We start from the raw sequence: 18,402 nt of genomic DNA, 5'->3' as shown, positions 1-18,402 counted from the left end.
AAAAGTATGCGTTTAATTGGTCTGACCGGAGGGATAGGAACTGGTAAAACGACTGTATCCAACTATCTTGCTAACACTTACCAACTCCCCATTTGGGATGCGGATTTATATGCTAGGGACGCAGTGAAACCCGGTTCACCCATTCTCCAGTCAATTATTCAGCGTTATGGGAACGATATTTTACTTTCTGATGGTAACTTAAATCGCCAACGATTAGCCAGTCTGATTTTTTCAGACTCATCAGCTAAAACTTGGTTAGAACAACAGATTCATCCCTTTGTTCGCAATTGTTTTGTTAACAATATTCAACAATTAAACGCGAAAATCCTCCAAAATCCTGATAGGAACACCCCCCAATATGCGGATGGAGTGTTAGTCATCCCGTTATTATTTGAATCCAAAATGACGGATTTAGTGACTGAAATTTGGGTGGTTTATTCTCCTCCTAAACAACAATACTCTCGATTGATCCAACGAGAAAAAATGATGTCTAATCGAATTTTAACTTTTGAAGAAGCTCAAGCTCGAATTCAAAGTCAAATGTCCTTAGAAGAAAAGTGTCAGCAGGCGGATGTAATTTTATATAATTCTTCAACTTTAGAGGAACTTTTTAAACAAGTAGATGCTGCACTCCAAGGTTAATGAAGCAGTCAAAATCAGAAAATAGCGGGTAAAATAAACATCAGTAAGGTTAGGGGTGAACAGTGAGTCTCCTCACCTTCCTTCATGCTTCTATATTTAATAAGTTTTTTTTCAGGGAATTGAGCTTTTCCTAAAAACCAGATAAACTAGAATAAAATACTAGAGGGAAAATCCTATGACAACCTCTGTACAATTTATTGATGGATTAGATGAAGAAATTAGTGGGATTAGTCTGCGGAAACTCAAACATTCCCAAACAAAAATCGTTGTCTTGGTATTTGAGCGCCTTCAAGCCATAGAACGATTAAGAGCCTATCGCAAGCAAATCACGAATTTGTGGCTCCGGGATGAAGAAGGACAAATTAAAGTCACCCCCAGTGGTGTTAAATTCTTTTTTGCCGAGAATGAGGATCTATCTAAAGTTGAATGTACCTTTGAAGTAGACTCAGAGGAAGTATTTGAACGAGTCATGCGGTTTTTACACCGTTATGCAGATGAAAATGAATTTCAATTTCAGTCTACTTAAAAGAAACTGATTCATTGACATTGAATTCTTAAAAGCTGAGGTTCAAATGCGCGAATTAATCAAAATTCAACAGTTATCTGCTGAATGGATTACTCCTGAACAATTTAAACCCTATGGACAAGTCATTTCAGCCTCGGTTGACAAGAAATTATATAACGAGGAGGATGCCCAACTCAATTTAAACAACGGTATCCCTCGTTTTTATATGATGCGGCTTCAACAAAAAGGTTTAAAATTTCATCACATTACTCGCCACAATCAATGTACTCAATGTTTAGGATCATTAGAAGGAAAAGATTGGTTTATGGCTGTTTGTCCTCCCTCTAAACATGATCAACCCTCCTTAAAGGATTTAGTCGCGTTTCATATTCCAGGCAATTGTTTTATTAAATTAGAAGTCGGAACGTGGCACGCTGGGCCGTATTTTACCCATGAAACCGTTGATTTTTATAACTTAGAATTAACCGATACTAATCTTGTTGATCACTTTACCCACAGTTTTGCTAAAAGTCATAATTTAGAATTTGAAATTGTAGAGAGTAAGTAATAGGCAATAGGCAATGGGTAATAGAAAAGACCGAAAATAAAAGTTTTCTTCCCCATTCCCTATTCGTAATTCGTAATTCGTAATTCGTAATTCGTAATTCGTAATTCGTAATTCGTAATTCGTAATTGCCCATTGCCCATTGCCTCTGTCCTATTTCTCCAATTGTTTCAACGCTTGAAACGTCACGAAGAAAAATCCCAAAGAACCAATAACTGTAATGATTTGAGCAATTAAATTAGCTGTTGCCATTTCATCCATTGTTCATCCTCCTATCAAACTAAACTTAGGATTTCCTATTCTTAAGTTTACCGGATCAAATCAACTCCTAGTTTAAGAACTTAGGACAACTCCCTTCTACACAGAACTAAACAAATTGAATCCCGTATTTCATCCCCGTGTTGAGAAATAATACAAACCCTCGTTCCTGACCTCAAAAGTGTTACAACAAAGGAAAAATCGCCAGGAGAACTCTTACCATGCAATTTCAAACCGCAATGCACGAAGCTTGTTATAACAAAGTTGCCACCTGGATGCGAGAATTATACGGCAAATTCCCTTGCGCTAGGGAAGATGTCCCTGGATTAGCAATGGTCATGGGTTCAGCATTGGTTGAGGTATTTGTGTTTCCTTGGGAAAAAGATGATGCTGTTATTAATGCCCGGTCTTATGTTGTAACCGATGTAGAACTTTCCCCAGATTTACTACATTTTCTGCTTCGAGAAAATAACATTATGAGATTCGGGGCTTTTGGAATTGATGAACACGGAGACATTGTTTTTGAACATACCATTGTTGGCTCAACTTGTGATAAACTGGAGTTAGAAGCTTCTGTGAATGCGGTGTTAGAAATTGCCGATGAATATGATGATAAAATTGTAGAACGTTGGGGAGGAAAAAGAGCATTAGATCGCATCGCTAGTTAAAAAAACTATCATTTTAGGGGCGGTTTTACTTCTATTTTTTCAGTCTTGATTAATTTGATAAATCCGCCCATCGTCATCATATTTTAAAGCGGGAATGGTGCTGAACTTAGCATCATTAAATCATTCAGTCCCCTGAGAACCTCTTCGTCGATATTGTCGAACCGAGCCTAAAAAAATTTTAATTAATCCTGAAAACTTCCGTTTAGGATGTGAAAGATTAATATTATATTGCATACAATCAACACCGTGACTTAACCGTTAGATTCCTACTTCAACTATGAAAAAATATTTAGCCGGACTGATCTTACCGATTCTTTGTTTCTTATCTCCAACGGTAGCAAATGCTCAAGTGGAAACCACCCTGCAACCCAATCAAATTACAATTACAGGAAACCGCCTCGAAAAACAACCCCCACGTCAAATTTTTGTGCAAACAAATAGTCCGATTCAGGATTTACGGGTGCTGGTATTAGATTTGAATCGTCAAGATGGAACCACTGTTTTTCCCGCATCAGGTATTGTTTCTAATAAGCAAAATTGGCAGACAATTAAACCCAACCAAATGTTAATTCCACTTGAATTTAACTTAAGTCAAGCCCCCAGTAGTGGCGAATATAATGGAATAATGCGTTTAAGTTATACCGGAGGAGAATTAACCCTTCCCATTACTCTACAAGTTAAAGATTTCTGGTTGCTTCCTGTATTAATATTATTTCTGGGAACTGGATTAGGAATTCTGGTTTCAGTTTATCGCGCTCAAGGAAGACCCCGTGATGAAATTTTAGTGCGGGTTGGACAATTACAAACTCAGATCCAGGAAGATATAGAATTTGGAAAAATCACAGCATTCAAACAATATATTGAAGGGTGTTTAATTGAGATTAAAATGGATTTGCAAACGGAAAAGTGGGAACAAGCGATCGCCACTTTAGAACAAGCTGAAAACGTTTGGAAAAGATGGGTGAAAGGACGAAATGATTGGTTACAACAATTCGATTATTGTCAACAACTCAAACATCAGTTAGAAGATAAAAATCCCAACGATTTAGAAGTAAAAGCCATATTACGGGATTTAGAAGCAACAATTAACGATGTTCCAGAACTGGAAACCCCCGAACAATTCCGAGAACGGTTAGAAAAAATTGCTCAACAGATGAATCAGTCTATTTTGGAGAATCAAAAGCAAGATTTAAAAGCGTTAATTGCCGAAATTCCCTTAGAAAAACGGACTACTATCCTTCCTGAATTTGAACAATTAGAAGCAAAAATTGCCACTGAATCTCTCGCTAATCCCAAACAATTTAAAGCGTTAACAACAGAGTTAAATGATTTAACTGTAAAAGCTCAAGACATCGGAAATGAATTTTCACCAAGAGGAGGGGTAATTTCTAAAAGTCTGTTTGGGTTTACTGGGGTTATGTCTCCTCCTCCAGTGACAAATCGTTCTACAACTTCAACACCAGAAACAACCAAAGCGGGAGTGCGATTAAAGTTATTTACTTGGACAAGTTATGCGATCGCGGTTATCTTTTTAGCCGGAACCGGATTCAGTCAATTATACATTGATAATCCTACCTTTGGTGCTAATCCCTGGAAGGATTATTTTGCATTAATGGCTTGGGGTTTCGGTGCAGAAGCCACCCGCGATGCGATTACAAAAGTTGTTCAAAGTTGGAATTTACCGGGGTTGAAGTGAAACCCAATCACAATACATCAAACCCCATTAAAAATGGCAATTAAATCCGATGAAATAAATGCACCCAACCCGTCTGACCTGGATCAAAAAATACTGTTTGATTAATTAAATCATAGGAATAGTGCAAATTTTCTCCGTTCAGATCGGTTCTATAGCCATCAGGGAACCATTCACCATAGGGGTCATTAACCCAAAATCCCGTTTCATCATAACCCCGTAATAAAATAATATGTCCTTGAGTGGTAAGCTGAGTATGAACGACAACAGGATTTTGGTTTTCTAAGGTTCTTTTTACATCTTCAATTCTGCCTTGCATCGTAAAGTTATCAATGGCAACATCTTTCATCAGAATATTAAAGACTTCTGCTAAGTCAATGCCATTTTGACGATGTAACCCTCTCTGTTCTAATTCAGTATAAAGTTTATCTTTAATTTCGTTATGGGTTCCAGGGTAGCCATAGTGTTTCATGACCATTGTTATGCAAGTTGCAGCACAAGAATCTTGAGGATACCAAATATTAGTATATTGAAAGAAATGCTCAACAGGCAGATTAATAGACATATTGAATATCAAGATAATTGTTTATTTTAATTTACATAAGAACTTAGTCAATATTCGGAAGCAATGATTTAAGAATTGTTAATTAAAATATTAAATTATGGCGGAAATCCAGGGGGGAATGGGATCTCTCTAACTCCACCTCCTTCAGGCCCATTAATTAAAGCTGGCCACATACTCCCAGACCATTCGGGTAAAGCTTTAAGATAATCTGAAAGAGCTTGTGTTTGATTTCCTAGATCATAGTATGCTAGACCTCGAATAAAGTAAGCATTAGCATGGGGTTGCTCATCTAAAAAACGACTATCCTCTTGGGGGTTATATTTTTTCAGTAATTCTTCATGAAGTTTAATTGCATGGTTAGAATCTTCAATCACTTTATCTAAATCTTTTGTATTCTTTGACAATTTAGAAAAATCATAATAGGTCAATCCTCGAATTGCATATAAGTCGGGAAAATCAGGATATATTTTAATAACTTTGTTAATATTCTCAAGTGCTTCTTGATAGTTTTTTTGCTTATAATGAGCTAACCAAAGACCATAGTAAGCTAAAGCTTTTAATGAATTGTCGCTAGAATTCAACTGAATAACTTGATTCAAGTCCTCAATGGCTTTTTGATTATTGTTACTATCTAAGTAAATTAGAGCGCGTTGATGATATAAAGAACCATCATTAGGATTGGTTTTTATTTTTTCAGTTAAATTTTTTATCAGACTTGAATATTCATCACTAAAAACAGGACATGGATTGATTGCATTAAGAACATAAGGATATTTTTTATAAAAAAATGGGTCATTCCGAATAGCATTCTTGAAATCATCAATCATGCTAAAAAATATATTTTCATTAAAAATACCCTTTTCAATCGCTTTATTAATTGCTTCCTTTGAATTCCTTTTTCCATAAGCAACGGAAAAATGAGAAGGTATTTTATAATAACTTAAATAACCCCTTAAATAATAAGCATTAGCAAAATTTGGATTAAATTTTATAGCTGAATTTGAATTATCGTTAATATTAGATAACAGTATGTTAGGGTTACTCCCTTTGCTTGATAGCTCGTTAAAAAAATGGTATGGATTTTTAGGTTTAGAATTTGCTAATTCAAAGTAAGCTGACGCTATAGATTTACTGAGAGTGCTTTTATTTTTATTATTAAGATCAATTGCTCGGTTAAAATCATTAATAGAGCCTTGATAATCTCCTAGTTGAAAACGAATTTTTCCTCGTTTTATGTAGGCTATATCTGAAGCAAGAATCAAAGTTTGAAAATTCTTAACTTGTTCCTCATCAATAGTTGAAGTGGGGCAAATATTTGAACGATCATTAGAGTTGTTCCCAAGATTTTCGATTGATAAAACTTGATTAGCGATTTTTAATTGGGGATCTAATATTAAATATTTACCAAAAGATTCAATAACTTTTGTTTCATCATCATACAGAGGATCTTTAGATAAATAGCTTGCTAAGGTATAATAATCCCAACTTTGAGATTGCTCTAAAGAAAGTTTCTCTTTTTGGCTTAATCGAATAATATTGAAGGCATAGATTAACCCTAATAATTCTACCCCAGCCAAAAATGCTAAAATCAATATTAAGATTTTTTGATGGTTGTGTTTTAAACTAGCTTTAAAATTATTGATCAGGTTTTTCATGGCTAAAATCTCCATTTTTAATTAAATTGTTACATGAATTAAACTGATTAGCTTCCTTCTGGTAATGAGATACGATATATCCCTTTGACCAAGTACAGCTTTGTAACAACAATTGCTTTAGGTTTAAATTTCGCAAAACGACTAAATTATCCTGACTAGCTGAAGCTAAGTAGGTAGGCTCTATAAAACCTCCCTATGTAAACGATTGTAAATCGCTCTAACGGTCTCTCATGGCTGATCTAAGCCTCCTTTACATATTGTTACATGGAAAAGTTTAATCCCGCCTACCTACTTAAGGTTTGACTATCAGGGCTTAAGCTAACACCATACAGATAATTAGTTTCAGGTATAGTCTGTAATAAATTTCCCGCTAAATCCCATAATTTTATGGTTCGGTCAAAACTAGCTGATGCAAGAGTTTGACTATCAGGAGTAAAATTAATATCGAGGATACTCATATTATGTCTAAGAACATTCGTTAAAGGAATTGCTTCACCATCAGGTTTCCAGAGTTTTATCGTTCCATTCATGCTGGCTGATGCTAAAGTCTGACCCGGGGTTGAAGTAATTGTATATAAAGCTTATAATTGCTATAATTAGCGAAGAATAGAAACCATGTTTCTGATTCTTTCTCATGCGATCGCACTGTTATTAATCCGATGAAATAGATGTACCCAACCCACTTGACCTGGATCAAAAAATACCGTTTGATTAATTAAATCATAGAAATAGTGCAAACTTTCTCCGTTCAGATTGGTTCTATAACCATCAGGGAACCATGCACCATAAGGATCATTAACAAAGAATCCTGTTTCATCATAACCCCTTAATAAAATAATATGTCCTTTAGTAGTAAGCCGAGTATGAACAACAACAGGATTTCGGTTTTCTAAAGTTCTTATTACATCTTCAATTCTGCCTTGCGTGGTAAAGTTATCAATGGCAATACCTTTCATCAAAATATTAAAGACTTCTGCTAGGTGAATTCCATTTTGACGATTTAACGCTCTTCGCCCTAATTCATTATAAACTGAGTCTTGAAGATCTTTATGAGTATTTCCAGGGTAGCCATAGTATTTCATAACCATCATGATACTCGTTACAGCACAAGAATCTTGAGGATACCTGATATCATCAATTTGACGGAAATGGGGAATAGGAAGATTAATCGACATATTAACTATGAAATCAGTATTTATTTTATTTTACATGGGAAATCAGTAAATATTCAGCTTCAATTGTTCAAAAACTGTTAATTAATATATCCAATCAAGGCGGAAAATATTCTGGTGGGGGGATTGTACTAACTCCACCTCCTTGCTCCCCTTGAACTAAATTAGGCCACATACTACCAGAATGGAGATTTAAAGCTTGAAGATAATCTGAGAGTGCTTTTTTTTGATCTCCCTGGGCATAGTATGCTAAACCTCGAATAAAGTAAGCATTAGCATGGACAGGATTATTCAAAATATCAGATAAAAGAATAGCTAATGAATAACCTAAAGAACTGCTATCCTTTAGGGAGTTATTTTTTTTCATTGATTCTGGCTTTATTTTTTTCACAGATTCTTTATATATTTTAATTGCTTGGTCACAATCTTGAATCACTTTTTCTCTACCTTCTTCATTTTTTAAAAAATCATAATAGGTTAAAGCTCGAATTGCATATAAGTCTGCAAAATCAGGATGTATTTCAATTGCTTGACTAATATCTTCAATAGCTTTTTGATAGTTTTTTTCTTTATAATATGCTAACCAACGAACATAGTAAGCTACAGCTTTTAATTGATTATCATTTGAAGAAAAATTAAGAGATTTGTTCAAATCTTCAATAACTTTTTGATTGTTGTTACTCTTTAAGTAAATCAAGGCTCGTTTATAATATAAATAAGGATCATTAGGCTCATTTTTTATTTGTTCTGTCGCAATTTCTATCAAGGTTGGATATTCATCACTAAAAACAGGACACGGATTAATTGTATTAATAGGATAACGTCTATAGAAAAATGGATCATTCCGAATAGCATTAGTTAAATCACTAATCATATCATGAGTTATCTGGTTCTTAAAAATGCCCATTTCGATCATATTATTGATTTCGTTTGATTTTATATCTTTTACCGATTTATCAGTATGAAAGTTCAAGCTAATTTCCTTAAGACCCAGATAACCTTTTAAATAATAGGCATTAGCGAAATTGGGATTATATTTTAGAGCGTCTTTTGAATGATCTTTGAGATTAGTTCGCAGAGATGATGGATTATCTATTTGGAGTAAGAGAGCATCTGGAATATGTTGATTTTCATATTTAGGATTTCCTAATTCAAAGTAAGCTAAGGCTCTGGCTTGATTTAATTGATCTGTATTGTTTGAATTGAGAGCTTCAGCTTTTTTAAAATCATTAATAGCTCCTTTATAATCTTCTAAATAAAAACGAATTTTCCCTCTCTTAATATAGGCTGTATCAGAATCAAATTTAAGATCTGAAAAACTGTTGACTGTTTCTGGGTTAATAATTGAACTCAAGCAACTATTTCGATAATCATGAAATTGCTGACTATCTAAATTGTTATAACGACGTACTTTATCGTTTGATAAAACAATCGGATCAGCTATTTTATTAAATAAAGCTTTATTAGCAATTTCTAATTTTGGATCTAATATTAAATATTTACCCAAAGATTCAATAACTTTTGTTTCATTATAATAAAGAGAATCTTTAGATAAATAGCTTGCCAAGGTATAATAATCCCAACTTTGAGATTGCTCTAAAGAAAGTTTTTCTTTTTGGCTTAATCGAATAATATTGACAGCATAGATTAACCCTAATAATTCTACCCCAGCCAAAAATACCAAAATCAATATTAAGCTCTTTTGATGGTTATTCTTTAAAACGGCTTTAAAATTATTGAGCAAGTTTTTCATGGCTAAAATCTCCAGTTTTAATTAAATCAGGGCATAAATTAGACTGATTAGCTTCCTTATGGTAATGAGATACGATATATCCCTTTGACCAAGTACAGCTTTGTGACAACAATTGCTCTAGGTTTAAATTTCGCACAACGACTAAATTATCCTGACTAGCTGAAGCTAAGGTTTGACTATCAGGGCTTAAACTAACACCATACAGATAATTAGTTTCAGGTATAGTTTGTAATAAATTTCCCTCTAAATTCCATAATTTTATGGTTTGGTCAAAACTAGCTGATACAAGATTTTGACCATCAGGAGTAAAATTAATATCGAGAATACTCATATTATGTCTAGGAACATTTGTTACAGGAATGGCTTCACCATCAGCTTTCCAGAGTTTTATCGTTCCATCCATGCTGGCTGATGCCAATATCTGACCATTAGGGCTAAACGTTACTTTTGTGACTGAACCTTCATGGGCATTAATAGTTTTAATTAAAGACCCTTCAAGAGTCCAGAACTGAATGTTGCCATTTTTACTCCCAGAAACAAGAGTATTCCCATCAGGGCTAAAGATTACATCCCAAACAGGATTTTCAACATTTAAAGTCTTAATCAAGGTTCCGTCTAGTTTCCAAAGCTTAATGGTTCCATCCTCACTCGCAGAGGCTATCATCTTATCTTGAGAATTAATACTAACACTCACAACCTTACCATTATGTCCTTCAAGGGTGTCAAGTAAACTCCCTTTTTGGTTCCACAACTTCACAGTTTTATCGCTACTCGCAGAAGCAATCATTTCTCCATCAGGACTAAAACGAACCTTGATTACAGGTTTTGTATGTCCTTTTAAAATATGTAGTAAATCTCCATTCGGTTTCCATAATTTAATTGTTGTATCTTGACTTGCAGAAGCAATGATTTGACCATCAGGAGAGAAGCTAACACCCATCACTGGAGCATCGTGTTTAAGCAGTTGAGGATGTATCCCTTCCCATCTCCATAACCGAATAGTTTGGTCTGTACTGGCTGAAGCTAATGTCTGACCATCAGGACTAAAACGAACCCCTACGACTGGAGCTTTATGACCTTCTAAAGTTTGTAATAGTTCTCCAGTCTCAACCTTCCATAGTTTAATGGTATTATCAGCACTAGCCGAAGTAACCATCTTGCCATCAGCGCTAAAATCAACTTCTAAAACTTTATCTTCGTGTCCCGTTAATGTTCTCATTAATGTTCCATCTTTGGTTCTCCAAAGTTTAATGGTTTTGTCTGCACTAGCTGAAGCAATTATATCACCATCGGGACTAAAACTAGCTTCTAAAACTTTATCTTGATGTCCGGTTAATGTCTTGATTAATGTTCTATCTTTTGCATTCCAAATCTTGATGGTTTTGTCTGCACTAGCAGAAGCAATCATATCCCCATCAGGGCTAAAGCTAACACTAATCACTTCATCTGTATGCCCTAAAATTTGATGCAAAAATTTTCCTGTTTCGGCATCCCACAGCTTAATACTTTTGTCTGCACTGGCAGAGGCAATAATGGGCAAAGTAGGATGAAAACTCACATCATAAACTTTTAAATCATGGGCTGGAATCGTTCGTAATAAATCCCCCTCTTTGCTCCAAAGTTTAATAGTTTTATCTGCACTTGCAGAAGCAAGAGTTTGACCATTCGGGCTAAAAATCACTCGATAGATCTCGGCTTCATGCCCTGATAAAGATTTTATGAGTTGACCGTCTACTGTCCAAATTTTAATAGTCTTATCCCGGCTAGATGAAGCAATCGTTTGGTGATCCGGGCTAAAACTGACACTGATTACGGCATCTGTATGATCTTCTAAACGATTAGTTTCTCGAATATTATATAAAACTTGATTTAATTCAGTTAAAACTTTAATTTTCAAAGAACTAGGAGCTAAAAAAGATATTGCTTTTACCATTTCCCCTGCTTTGATACTTTCCATCAAAGCATCTAAGTCTTGATTATCAGCAAACAAAGCCTGAGAGGATTCACTGAGAGCTTTAATCGTTTGGAGTCTTGCTTGTAAAGCTTGATGAGCAGAAAAAGTGGTTAAGCCAGCCATTAACAATAATGAAACGATTAAGGTTCTAGTTTTAGATTTTTCAGCTTTTAAGGCTTTGTGTTTATTATTATTAGCAATTTTTTCCTGTTCCAACCGTTCTCGAATTAACTCTAATTCCCGTTCTTGAGCTTCTATTTCTCGTTGTTTTTCATCCTCTATTGCCGTTTTACTTAATTCCACTAACGCGACTAATTGCTCATCACTCCCTAATTCTATTGCATCAGAACTATCTAACCAATGTTGGGCTTCAGCGAGTTCAAACTCATCCAATAATCCTCCTTTATCTTTCCCTAATCTCACCCATTCTTCCACTTTTGCTATTAGTCTGCGGCGGGTTTGTTCCGCTTCTCGACGTTCAATAATCCAATCTTGTAACTGGGGCCAACTGCTAATTAAAATTTCGTGGGCAATATCAACTTTTCGGGTTTTATCCTCTTTTCCACTTAGAGTTAATAACCGACGATCTGCTAAATAACGTAAGGTTTCTTCAAAGATTTGATCATTATCTCCTCTGGCTTTTAAAGCTTCTACAGATTCTTGTCTTCGGGTATCTGCCCGCCCTTCTCCAAACTGAATTAAACGTAAAAATACCCGACGGGCGATGATTTGTTGTTCATCAGTTAAACGAGCGATCGCAGCATCCCCCTGTCGCGCGATCGCCACTTGAATTCCAGTCAATTGATTATTAGTATTAGATACTGTATTATGATAAGATAAGACTAAAGCTTCATAGGCTCTTAAGGGTAAATATCGCCGTTCTATTTTTTGCCATAATAAGACTAATGTTTCTTGTAATAACGGTAAAACTCCAGGTTCACTCGCGGCTGTTATAATTAATCGTTCTAATAATGCCGATTCGATAAAAACACCCGCCTTTTCCGCCGGTTTCAGAATGGCTTCTTGCAGTCCCGTTTGATCTAAAGGTAACACTTCATACCGATGGGCTTTAATTTCTCTCCAGAAAGTAGCAGATTCCATCAGTTGAGGATAAAAATCTGCTCGAACCGTTAAAACAACATAAACATTAGGCTGTTTATAGAGATTTAATAGGATTTCTTGAAACGGAATAGCCTCTTGAGGAGAGAGGGTAAAAACTTCTTCAAATTGATCAATGACTAATAGGTATTTTTGGGAAGGATGGAATTTTGTTGTGATAGCTTCATCGGAAGTTGGATCGCAGCCTAATGTTGTGCTTAATGTCGTTATCGGTGTTGTACCGGGACGCATGGAATAGATTTGCCAGGGTTCTTTTCCTAATAATTGGGTTTTTTGCAGCTGGGGAATTAACCCAGCAAAAACCAGGGAAGATTTACCGCTTCCCGATGCTCCAATGACGGCTAAAAAGGGAAATAATCGTAACTGTTGAATTAAATCATTAACTTCTCGTTGTCGTCCAAAAAAGCGATCGCTATCTTCTGATTTAAAGGGAACCATCCCCGGATAGGGACAATCAGGAATAGTGGTTAAAGTCGGAACCGGTTTTTTGAAATCTTCACAAATTCGTTGAATGACTTCCTGTTGTTTTGTCGCATCCGTCGCATCCAGATACCCTAACATTTCTAGGCGCATGGGTAATTCTTGAACAGGATGCAAAATAATCACAACAGTCGGCCAAATATCCGTATGGCGTCCGTAGATTTGGGAGAGTAAATTAACAAATTCTGCAAAATTATCGTTTAAATAGGCGGGGGAAATTACTAATAAAGTTCGTTCACTATTTTTAACCGCACTTTCAAATTCAATTAATCGCGGTACACCTAAACGAAACATCGCCTCGGAATGACAGGTTAATCCGGCTTCTTTTAAAGCGTTTAATAAATAACCTTCTACCCAGGCGCCATCCTCGTCTGCGTAGGAAACAAATACAGAATATTGTTTTGACATAGCAATCCCTCTGGTTTGTTTGGGGGTGAAAACGGTATTCAATGCGCTCGATTCACCTGCTTTCTATTACAGTGCTATAAAAGGAAATTCCTGTACAATTGTTTGCGATCGCTTTTGAGATAGGTTCCCCGATTTTCTCCTTCTGTAGAGACGTGCCATGGCACGTCTCTACGTTATCTGGTGTTCCTTAACCCGTTTTAACGGGTTTGTAGGGGCGAGGTAACCTCGCCCTTACGCCTGAAATTTATTTCAAGGCTTTTAGAATTAAGTTGACACCGATGGTTCTGTGTTAACCTTTCCAACCCCTACCCCAAAAATTATTAACTCACCCTGCGGGTTAGGATCGATTAATCACAAGTCTATAACAACAATATAACAGAATTATTGATTGATTTCAATCATTCGTAAAGTCCCGATTCGGTGCGATGATACAGAGGTTGTTTTAACTGTTCAATTAAATTTTGTAAATTTCGTTCACCGCGTCGAGAATTGTCAAGCTTCCGAAGTTTTTCTAATTGTAGGCGTTCGGGCAGTTTAGACGGATCAACGTCCTCTTTTTGTGCACAAACCAAGCGAGCTTTACCTTCTTTAATTCCCAAGTTTTGAACTAAAACATTTTCAAATTCTGCCATATTATTATCTAAGTATAAATTTGATAAAATGACAAGGGTTCGTTTAGAAAACTTAACACCCCGTTCTATATTCACAACCCGTGCGACCCCTAATAAATCCACATCTCCTGAAACCGCAACTTTTAGGTTTTCTGCTTCTAATTTTGGCACTAAGAAATCCCAAACCCAAGTTGAATCAGGGTCTTCATCCACATAACTAATATAAACATCATAGCGAAACTCTTCTTGAGGTTGAGGAGAAACCGGACTTACCCCTTTTTGCCCGCCTAAATAGAGGGTTAGGGGAAAATTTTCCTCAATATCAGATTTAAAAATCGGGTGTTGATTCGGTTGTTCGGCGGTAACTTTCGGTTGTAAATATTCAAAAATATCAAAGATTCTAATTAAGCCATCATTGCTAGTAATTCCTCCTTTTAACCCAGCAATTAAATGTTGAGTAAAAACACTATTATTTGCGCCCCGATTCACATAGGATTGTTCTGTATTCCGAGAGGAGGCGAATATAACCCGACCTTTTCCTTGCACTAATTGATCATAATAATTATCGGGTAATCCCCCTTTAATTTCAGGTGTTGTTACATCTTTCGGTTGACCAATACCCCCAGAGTGACAACAATCAAAAATTACGACTAATTTTCGCGCGGGAATTGCTTTTAATGCGTCTGTAAATTGAGTTCCTGAAATAGCCGTTTCTGCCAAGGATGCACCGGAGGTATAAACCGTATCAACGGGTAATAAATATTCTCCAGCAGTCGGGCCAAATTCAACTTGTCCTCCATGTCCTGAATAATAAATTAATACCGTTGAATCTGTGTTGGTTTTAGTCGATAAATCCGTTAACGCTTGAGTTAAAGCTAATTTTGTGGCTTTTTCATCTAATAATAATTCCACATTTTCAATTAAATAACCACAGAATGAAGGTTCTGTTAATAAACTATAAATATCCTTAGCATCGTTGAGAACCGTTGACGGTAAAGGTTTGATTTTTTGATAATTAGAAATTCCGATAATTAGAGCGTAACAGTTGTTTAGGGTTGTCATATTATTAGGATGGGTGGGCGGGAAGACCCCGCCCCTACGGTAATTTAGGCAGTTTGGGGTTCTAGGAGTTGGTGTTCTTGACGTAAATAGGCTTGAATGAAAGCATCTAATTCTCCATTCATCACATCCTGAATTGCTGTTGTTTCTTCGGAAGTGCGTAAATCCTTCACCATTTGATAGGGATGAAAGACATAGTTTCGGATTTGATTTCCCCAAGCCGCTTCGACTAAATCACCTCGAATTTCTGCGATCGCTTTTGCTCGTTGTTCTTGAGCAATAATTAATAATTTTGCCTTTAACAACGCTAAAGCTTTTTCTTTATTTTGCAATTGAGATCGTTCTTGAGTACAACGCACAGCAATGCCCGTTGGTAGGTGAACAATACGCACGGCTGTTTCAACTTTATTAACGTTTTGACCGCCTTTTCCGCCTGAGCGAGTCGTGGTAATTTCTAAGTCCTTATCAGGAATATCTAACTCAATAGAATCATCCAAAATTGGCATAATTTCCACCCCAGCAAAACTGGTTTGTCGCTTACCATTGGCATTAAAAGGTGAAATTCTAACTAAACGATGGGTTCCTTTTTCCCCTTTTAAATATCCATAGGCATAACGACCTTCAATTTCCAAAGAAGCAGATTTAATTCCGGCTTCATCTCCTTCAGAAATTTCCGTTAAATGTACTTTATACCCCTGAGATTCTCCCCAACGAGTATACATTCGCAACAACATTTCTGCCCAGTCTTGAGCATCGGTTCCACCTGCGCCTGCATTAATCGTTAAAACTGCACCATGTTGATCATAAATTCCTGAAAGCAGTTGTTGTAATTCCCAGTGATCAAATTCTCGGTTGAGTCGAGAAACCGTAGCTGTTGCTTCTTCTAAGAGAGCATCATCGGTTTCTAACTCCAACAGTTCTAAGATGGCTTTGGTATCTTCGAGCGCTTGCTGCCAATCATCCTGTTGCTGCACAATTGATTTAAGATCATTCAACTGTTGAAGGGTTTGTTGTGCTGTTTTTTGTTCATCCCAAAAGTCGGGTTGTGCTGCAATTTGCTCTAAATCTTGAATTTTGGCTTGAAGTGCAGGCAGGTCAAAGATAGTCCTGGGTTTTACCCAGGTGCTCAGATAACAGTTCGATTTCCCGTTTAATTTCTAAAACATCCATTGCGATCGCTAACCGTTTTTCTATGAGTACACTGGCAGGATGCCAATGCTACAAGGTACACTTTTAATTTTAGCGGGAATGATTGCAAATTTGAGTGATCTATTGTTAGTTTTCCCCAGTCGGTCAACCGTCAACAGCCAACAGTCAATACCCAACACCTAAATTATGTCCCGTCAAATTTTCACTGGAAATAGTCCTTTGCGTCAAATGCGTCCCCTGGATCGTTGGGTTGATTTATTATGGTTTTTAGGTTTATTAATAGCAGCATTGACCCTCTATGGGTTACATTTAGGGGGAGTTCCCTTACGAGATTGGGATGAGGGTTTAGTGGCTCAAGTTGCTCGTGAAATTGGACGAGGAACACACAATTGGTTGTATCCAACGCTGCATGGAGTTCCCTATTTTAATAAACCTCCGTTAGTGCATTGGTTAATCGCTTTTGCCTATCAAATGGGAGGAGTTAATGAAGGGATGGCGAGGTTGCCTTCAGCCTTATTAACAGCACTTTCAGTTCCTTTATTATATAGCATTGGTTTAGAATTATTTCGCCATCGCACCTCGGCAATTTTTTCGGCTTTAGTTTATCTAACCTTCTTACCTGTGATCCGTCAGGGACGGTTAGCCATGTTAGATGGAACAATTCTATTTTTATGGTTAATTTTGGTGTGGTGTGTGTTGCGTTCCCGACGGGATTTACGATTTGCTTTGGGATCGGGATTAGCCTTTGGTTTATTATGTTTAACGAAAGGAATCTTTTTAGGATTATTATTAGGAGCGATCGCCTTTTTCTTCCTCTTATGGGATACACCTCGACTGTTAACAAGCCCCTATCTTTGGTTGGGTTTAGCATTAGGGTTTTTTCCTGTTTCTCTTTGGTATGGGGCGCAATGGCTTCATTATGGGCAAGGATTTATTCTGGGAAATTTATTCAATCAATCCCTACAACGGGTTTGGCAACCTGTTGAAAATCATTCGGGGCCGATTTGGTATTATCTATTAGAAATTTTAAAATATGGCTGGCCTTGGCTATTATTTGTACCCCAGGGGTTACGGTTAGCTTGGCAAAATCGGAATTTAAGTTGGGCTAAATTAATCTTAGTTTGGACAGGGATTTATTTTGTAGCTATTTCGGTGATGACGACTAAATTACCTTGGTATGTTTTACCCATTTATCCGGCTTTAGCCTTAGCAGTGGGACGATATTTGGCGGAAGTTTGGCGGGAAGGTGATCGAGATATTGGACTCTGGAAATTAGGAAAAGTTGAACGCGGAAAGCATGAACATTTTGTTAAACCGACACCGGATCAACTTGTCCCCATTTTTATTTTATTAGCTATCATTTCTGGCATTGGATACTGTTATTTTGGAGGAATGTTTTATTTTATTAATTCTAATTTTACCCAGATCAGAGATTTACAATTCACTTTCGGATCATTAATGTTAACTTTTTCTTTTGTGGCCGTTTTAATTAGTCAAAAAGATAGACAGTTTTTAATTGTTTTATTTTGGGGAATGTATTTATCTCTGCTGCTATTTTTTACTTCAAATTATTGGGTTTGGGAACTAAATGAAGATTTTCCCGTTAAACCAGTGGCGGCTATGATTCGGGAAGGAACACCCCTCGGACAAGAAATTTATCTGGATCATCCCTTCGGGCGTCCGTCTTTAAATTTTTATAGCGATCGCCATATTCACGCCGTTGATCATACCACCCTTAAAACGAAATGGCAAACCCTGGATCAACCTTACTTTTTAGTCAAAGCAAATAACCTGAATAAATTACAGTTAAACCCGGTTGAAAAAATTTCTCAAACACCAGATTGGATATTAATCACGAAGAAACGTTAGCAGAAAGAGAACATCATTAAATCAAAGGCTTGTCCGCACTGCTTCGGGTCATCTTATAGTGGTGTGGATTGTTTTAACACTATTTTTAATGAATCAGTTCAGAAAATTTTAAACAATGGACAATCGACAATAGGCTCTTTATTAAGAATTTTTTCTAGGAGTAAAAAGGCGATTTTATCCCGTTTTCATCAAAAGAAAATTAAGGGATTTTATCTCAAATACTTTCCTCAAGTAAAAAATTATGTTAAAGATTAAATTTTTGCAAAAAAATCGGAAG

14 protein-coding genes are annotated in these 18,402 nt (G+C 36.4%); 6 read left to right on the top strand and 8 right to left on the bottom strand.

Annotated elements, in window-relative coordinates; all coding sequences use genetic code 11:
• Positions 1-6 precede the first annotated feature (6 nt).
• The 5 genes from coaE (at position 7) to IQ236_RS00995 (ending at position 4,334) form a co-directional block, all read left to right on the top strand.
• Complete coding sequence (gene coaE / locus IQ236_RS01015; protein WP_193867548.1) at positions 7-642, top strand: dephospho-CoA kinase; 636 nt, start codon at positions 7-9, stop codon at positions 640-642.
• Positions 643-817: 175 nt separating this feature from the next.
• Complete coding sequence (gene psb28 / locus IQ236_RS01010; RefSeq protein ID WP_190520023.1) at positions 818-1,168, top strand: photosystem II reaction center protein Psb28; 351 nt, start codon at positions 818-820, stop codon at positions 1,166-1,168.
• Positions 1,169-1,214: 46 nt separating this feature from the next.
• Positions 1,215-1,715, top strand: a complete 501-nt coding sequence (locus IQ236_RS01005) for an ureidoglycolate lyase (RefSeq protein WP_193867547.1) — start codon at positions 1,215-1,217, stop codon at positions 1,713-1,715.
• A gap of 476 nt (positions 1,716-2,191) precedes the next feature.
• Complete coding sequence (locus IQ236_RS01000; protein WP_072717244.1) at positions 2,192-2,638, top strand: T3SS (YopN, CesT) and YbjN peptide-binding chaperone 1; 447 nt, start codon at positions 2,192-2,194, stop codon at positions 2,636-2,638.
• Positions 2,639-2,915: 277 nt separating this feature from the next.
• Positions 2,916-4,334, top strand: a complete 1,419-nt coding sequence (locus tag IQ236_RS00995; protein WP_193867546.1) for an AAA family ATPase — start codon at positions 2,916-2,918, stop codon at positions 4,332-4,334.
• A 40-nt stretch (positions 4,335-4,374) separates the two neighbouring features.
• Here the strand turns inward: IQ236_RS00995 and IQ236_RS00990 are convergent, their stop codons facing one another.
• From IQ236_RS00990 to prfB, 8 genes are all read right to left on the bottom strand, one after another.
• Positions 4,375-4,896, bottom strand: a complete 522-nt coding sequence (locus IQ236_RS00990; RefSeq protein WP_193867545.1) for a C39 family peptidase — start codon at positions 4,894-4,896, stop codon at positions 4,375-4,377.
• A 95-nt stretch (positions 4,897-4,991) separates the two neighbouring features.
• On the bottom strand, positions 4,992-6,551 hold the full coding sequence (locus tag IQ236_RS00985; protein WP_193867544.1) for a tetratricopeptide repeat protein: 1,560 nt from the start codon (positions 6,549-6,551) through the stop codon (positions 4,992-4,994).
• Positions 6,552-6,835: 284 nt separating this feature from the next.
• Complete coding sequence (locus IQ236_RS00980; RefSeq protein ID WP_407676128.1) at positions 6,836-7,120, bottom strand: WD40 repeat domain-containing protein; 285 nt, start codon at positions 7,118-7,120, stop codon at positions 6,836-6,838.
• 63 nt (positions 7,121-7,183) lie between these two features.
• Positions 7,184-7,726, bottom strand: coding sequence for a C39 family peptidase (locus tag IQ236_RS00975; RefSeq protein WP_193867542.1), 543 nt, complete (start codon positions 7,724-7,726; stop codon positions 7,184-7,186).
• 94 nt (positions 7,727-7,820) lie between these two features.
• On the bottom strand, positions 7,821-9,476 hold the full coding sequence (locus IQ236_RS00970; RefSeq protein WP_193867541.1) for a tetratricopeptide repeat protein: 1,656 nt from the start codon (positions 9,474-9,476) through the stop codon (positions 7,821-7,823).
• Positions 9,457-13,437 carry an nSTAND1 domain-containing NTPase gene (locus IQ236_RS00965; RefSeq protein ID WP_193867540.1) on the bottom strand — a complete coding sequence of 1,327 codons (3,981 nt, stop codon included), beginning with the start codon at positions 13,435-13,437 and terminating at the stop codon, positions 9,457-9,459. Before IQ236_RS00965 ends, IQ236_RS00970 begins: the two co-directional genes overlap by 20 nt.
• A 398-nt stretch (positions 13,438-13,835) precedes the next feature.
• Complete coding sequence (locus IQ236_RS00960) at positions 13,836-15,110, bottom strand: caspase family protein (protein WP_193867539.1); 1,275 nt, start codon at positions 15,108-15,110, stop codon at positions 13,836-13,838.
• Positions 15,111-15,154: 44 nt separating this feature from the next.
• A protein-coding gene (gene prfB, locus IQ236_RS00955; protein WP_139294935.1) for a peptide chain release factor 2 occupies positions 15,155-16,277 on the bottom strand; the annotation gives its coding sequence in 2 pieces (ribosomal slippage) (positions 15,155-16,204 and positions 16,206-16,277; 1,122 coding nt in all).
• A gap of 165 nt (positions 16,278-16,442) precedes the next feature.
• Between prfB and IQ236_RS00950 the strand changes: the two genes are divergently transcribed.
• A complete protein-coding gene (locus IQ236_RS00950) occupies positions 16,443-18,125 on the top strand; it encodes an ArnT family glycosyltransferase (RefSeq protein WP_193867538.1) in 1,683 nt (560 codons plus the stop codon).
• Positions 18,126-18,402 lie beyond the last annotated feature (277 nt).

It is taken from the genome of Planktothrix mougeotii LEGE 06226, assembly GCF_015207485.1.
Classification (GTDB): domain Bacteria; phylum Cyanobacteriota; class Cyanobacteriia; order Cyanobacteriales; family Microcoleaceae; genus Planktothrix.
This window is presented reverse-complemented; position numbering and strand designations above follow the sequence as displayed.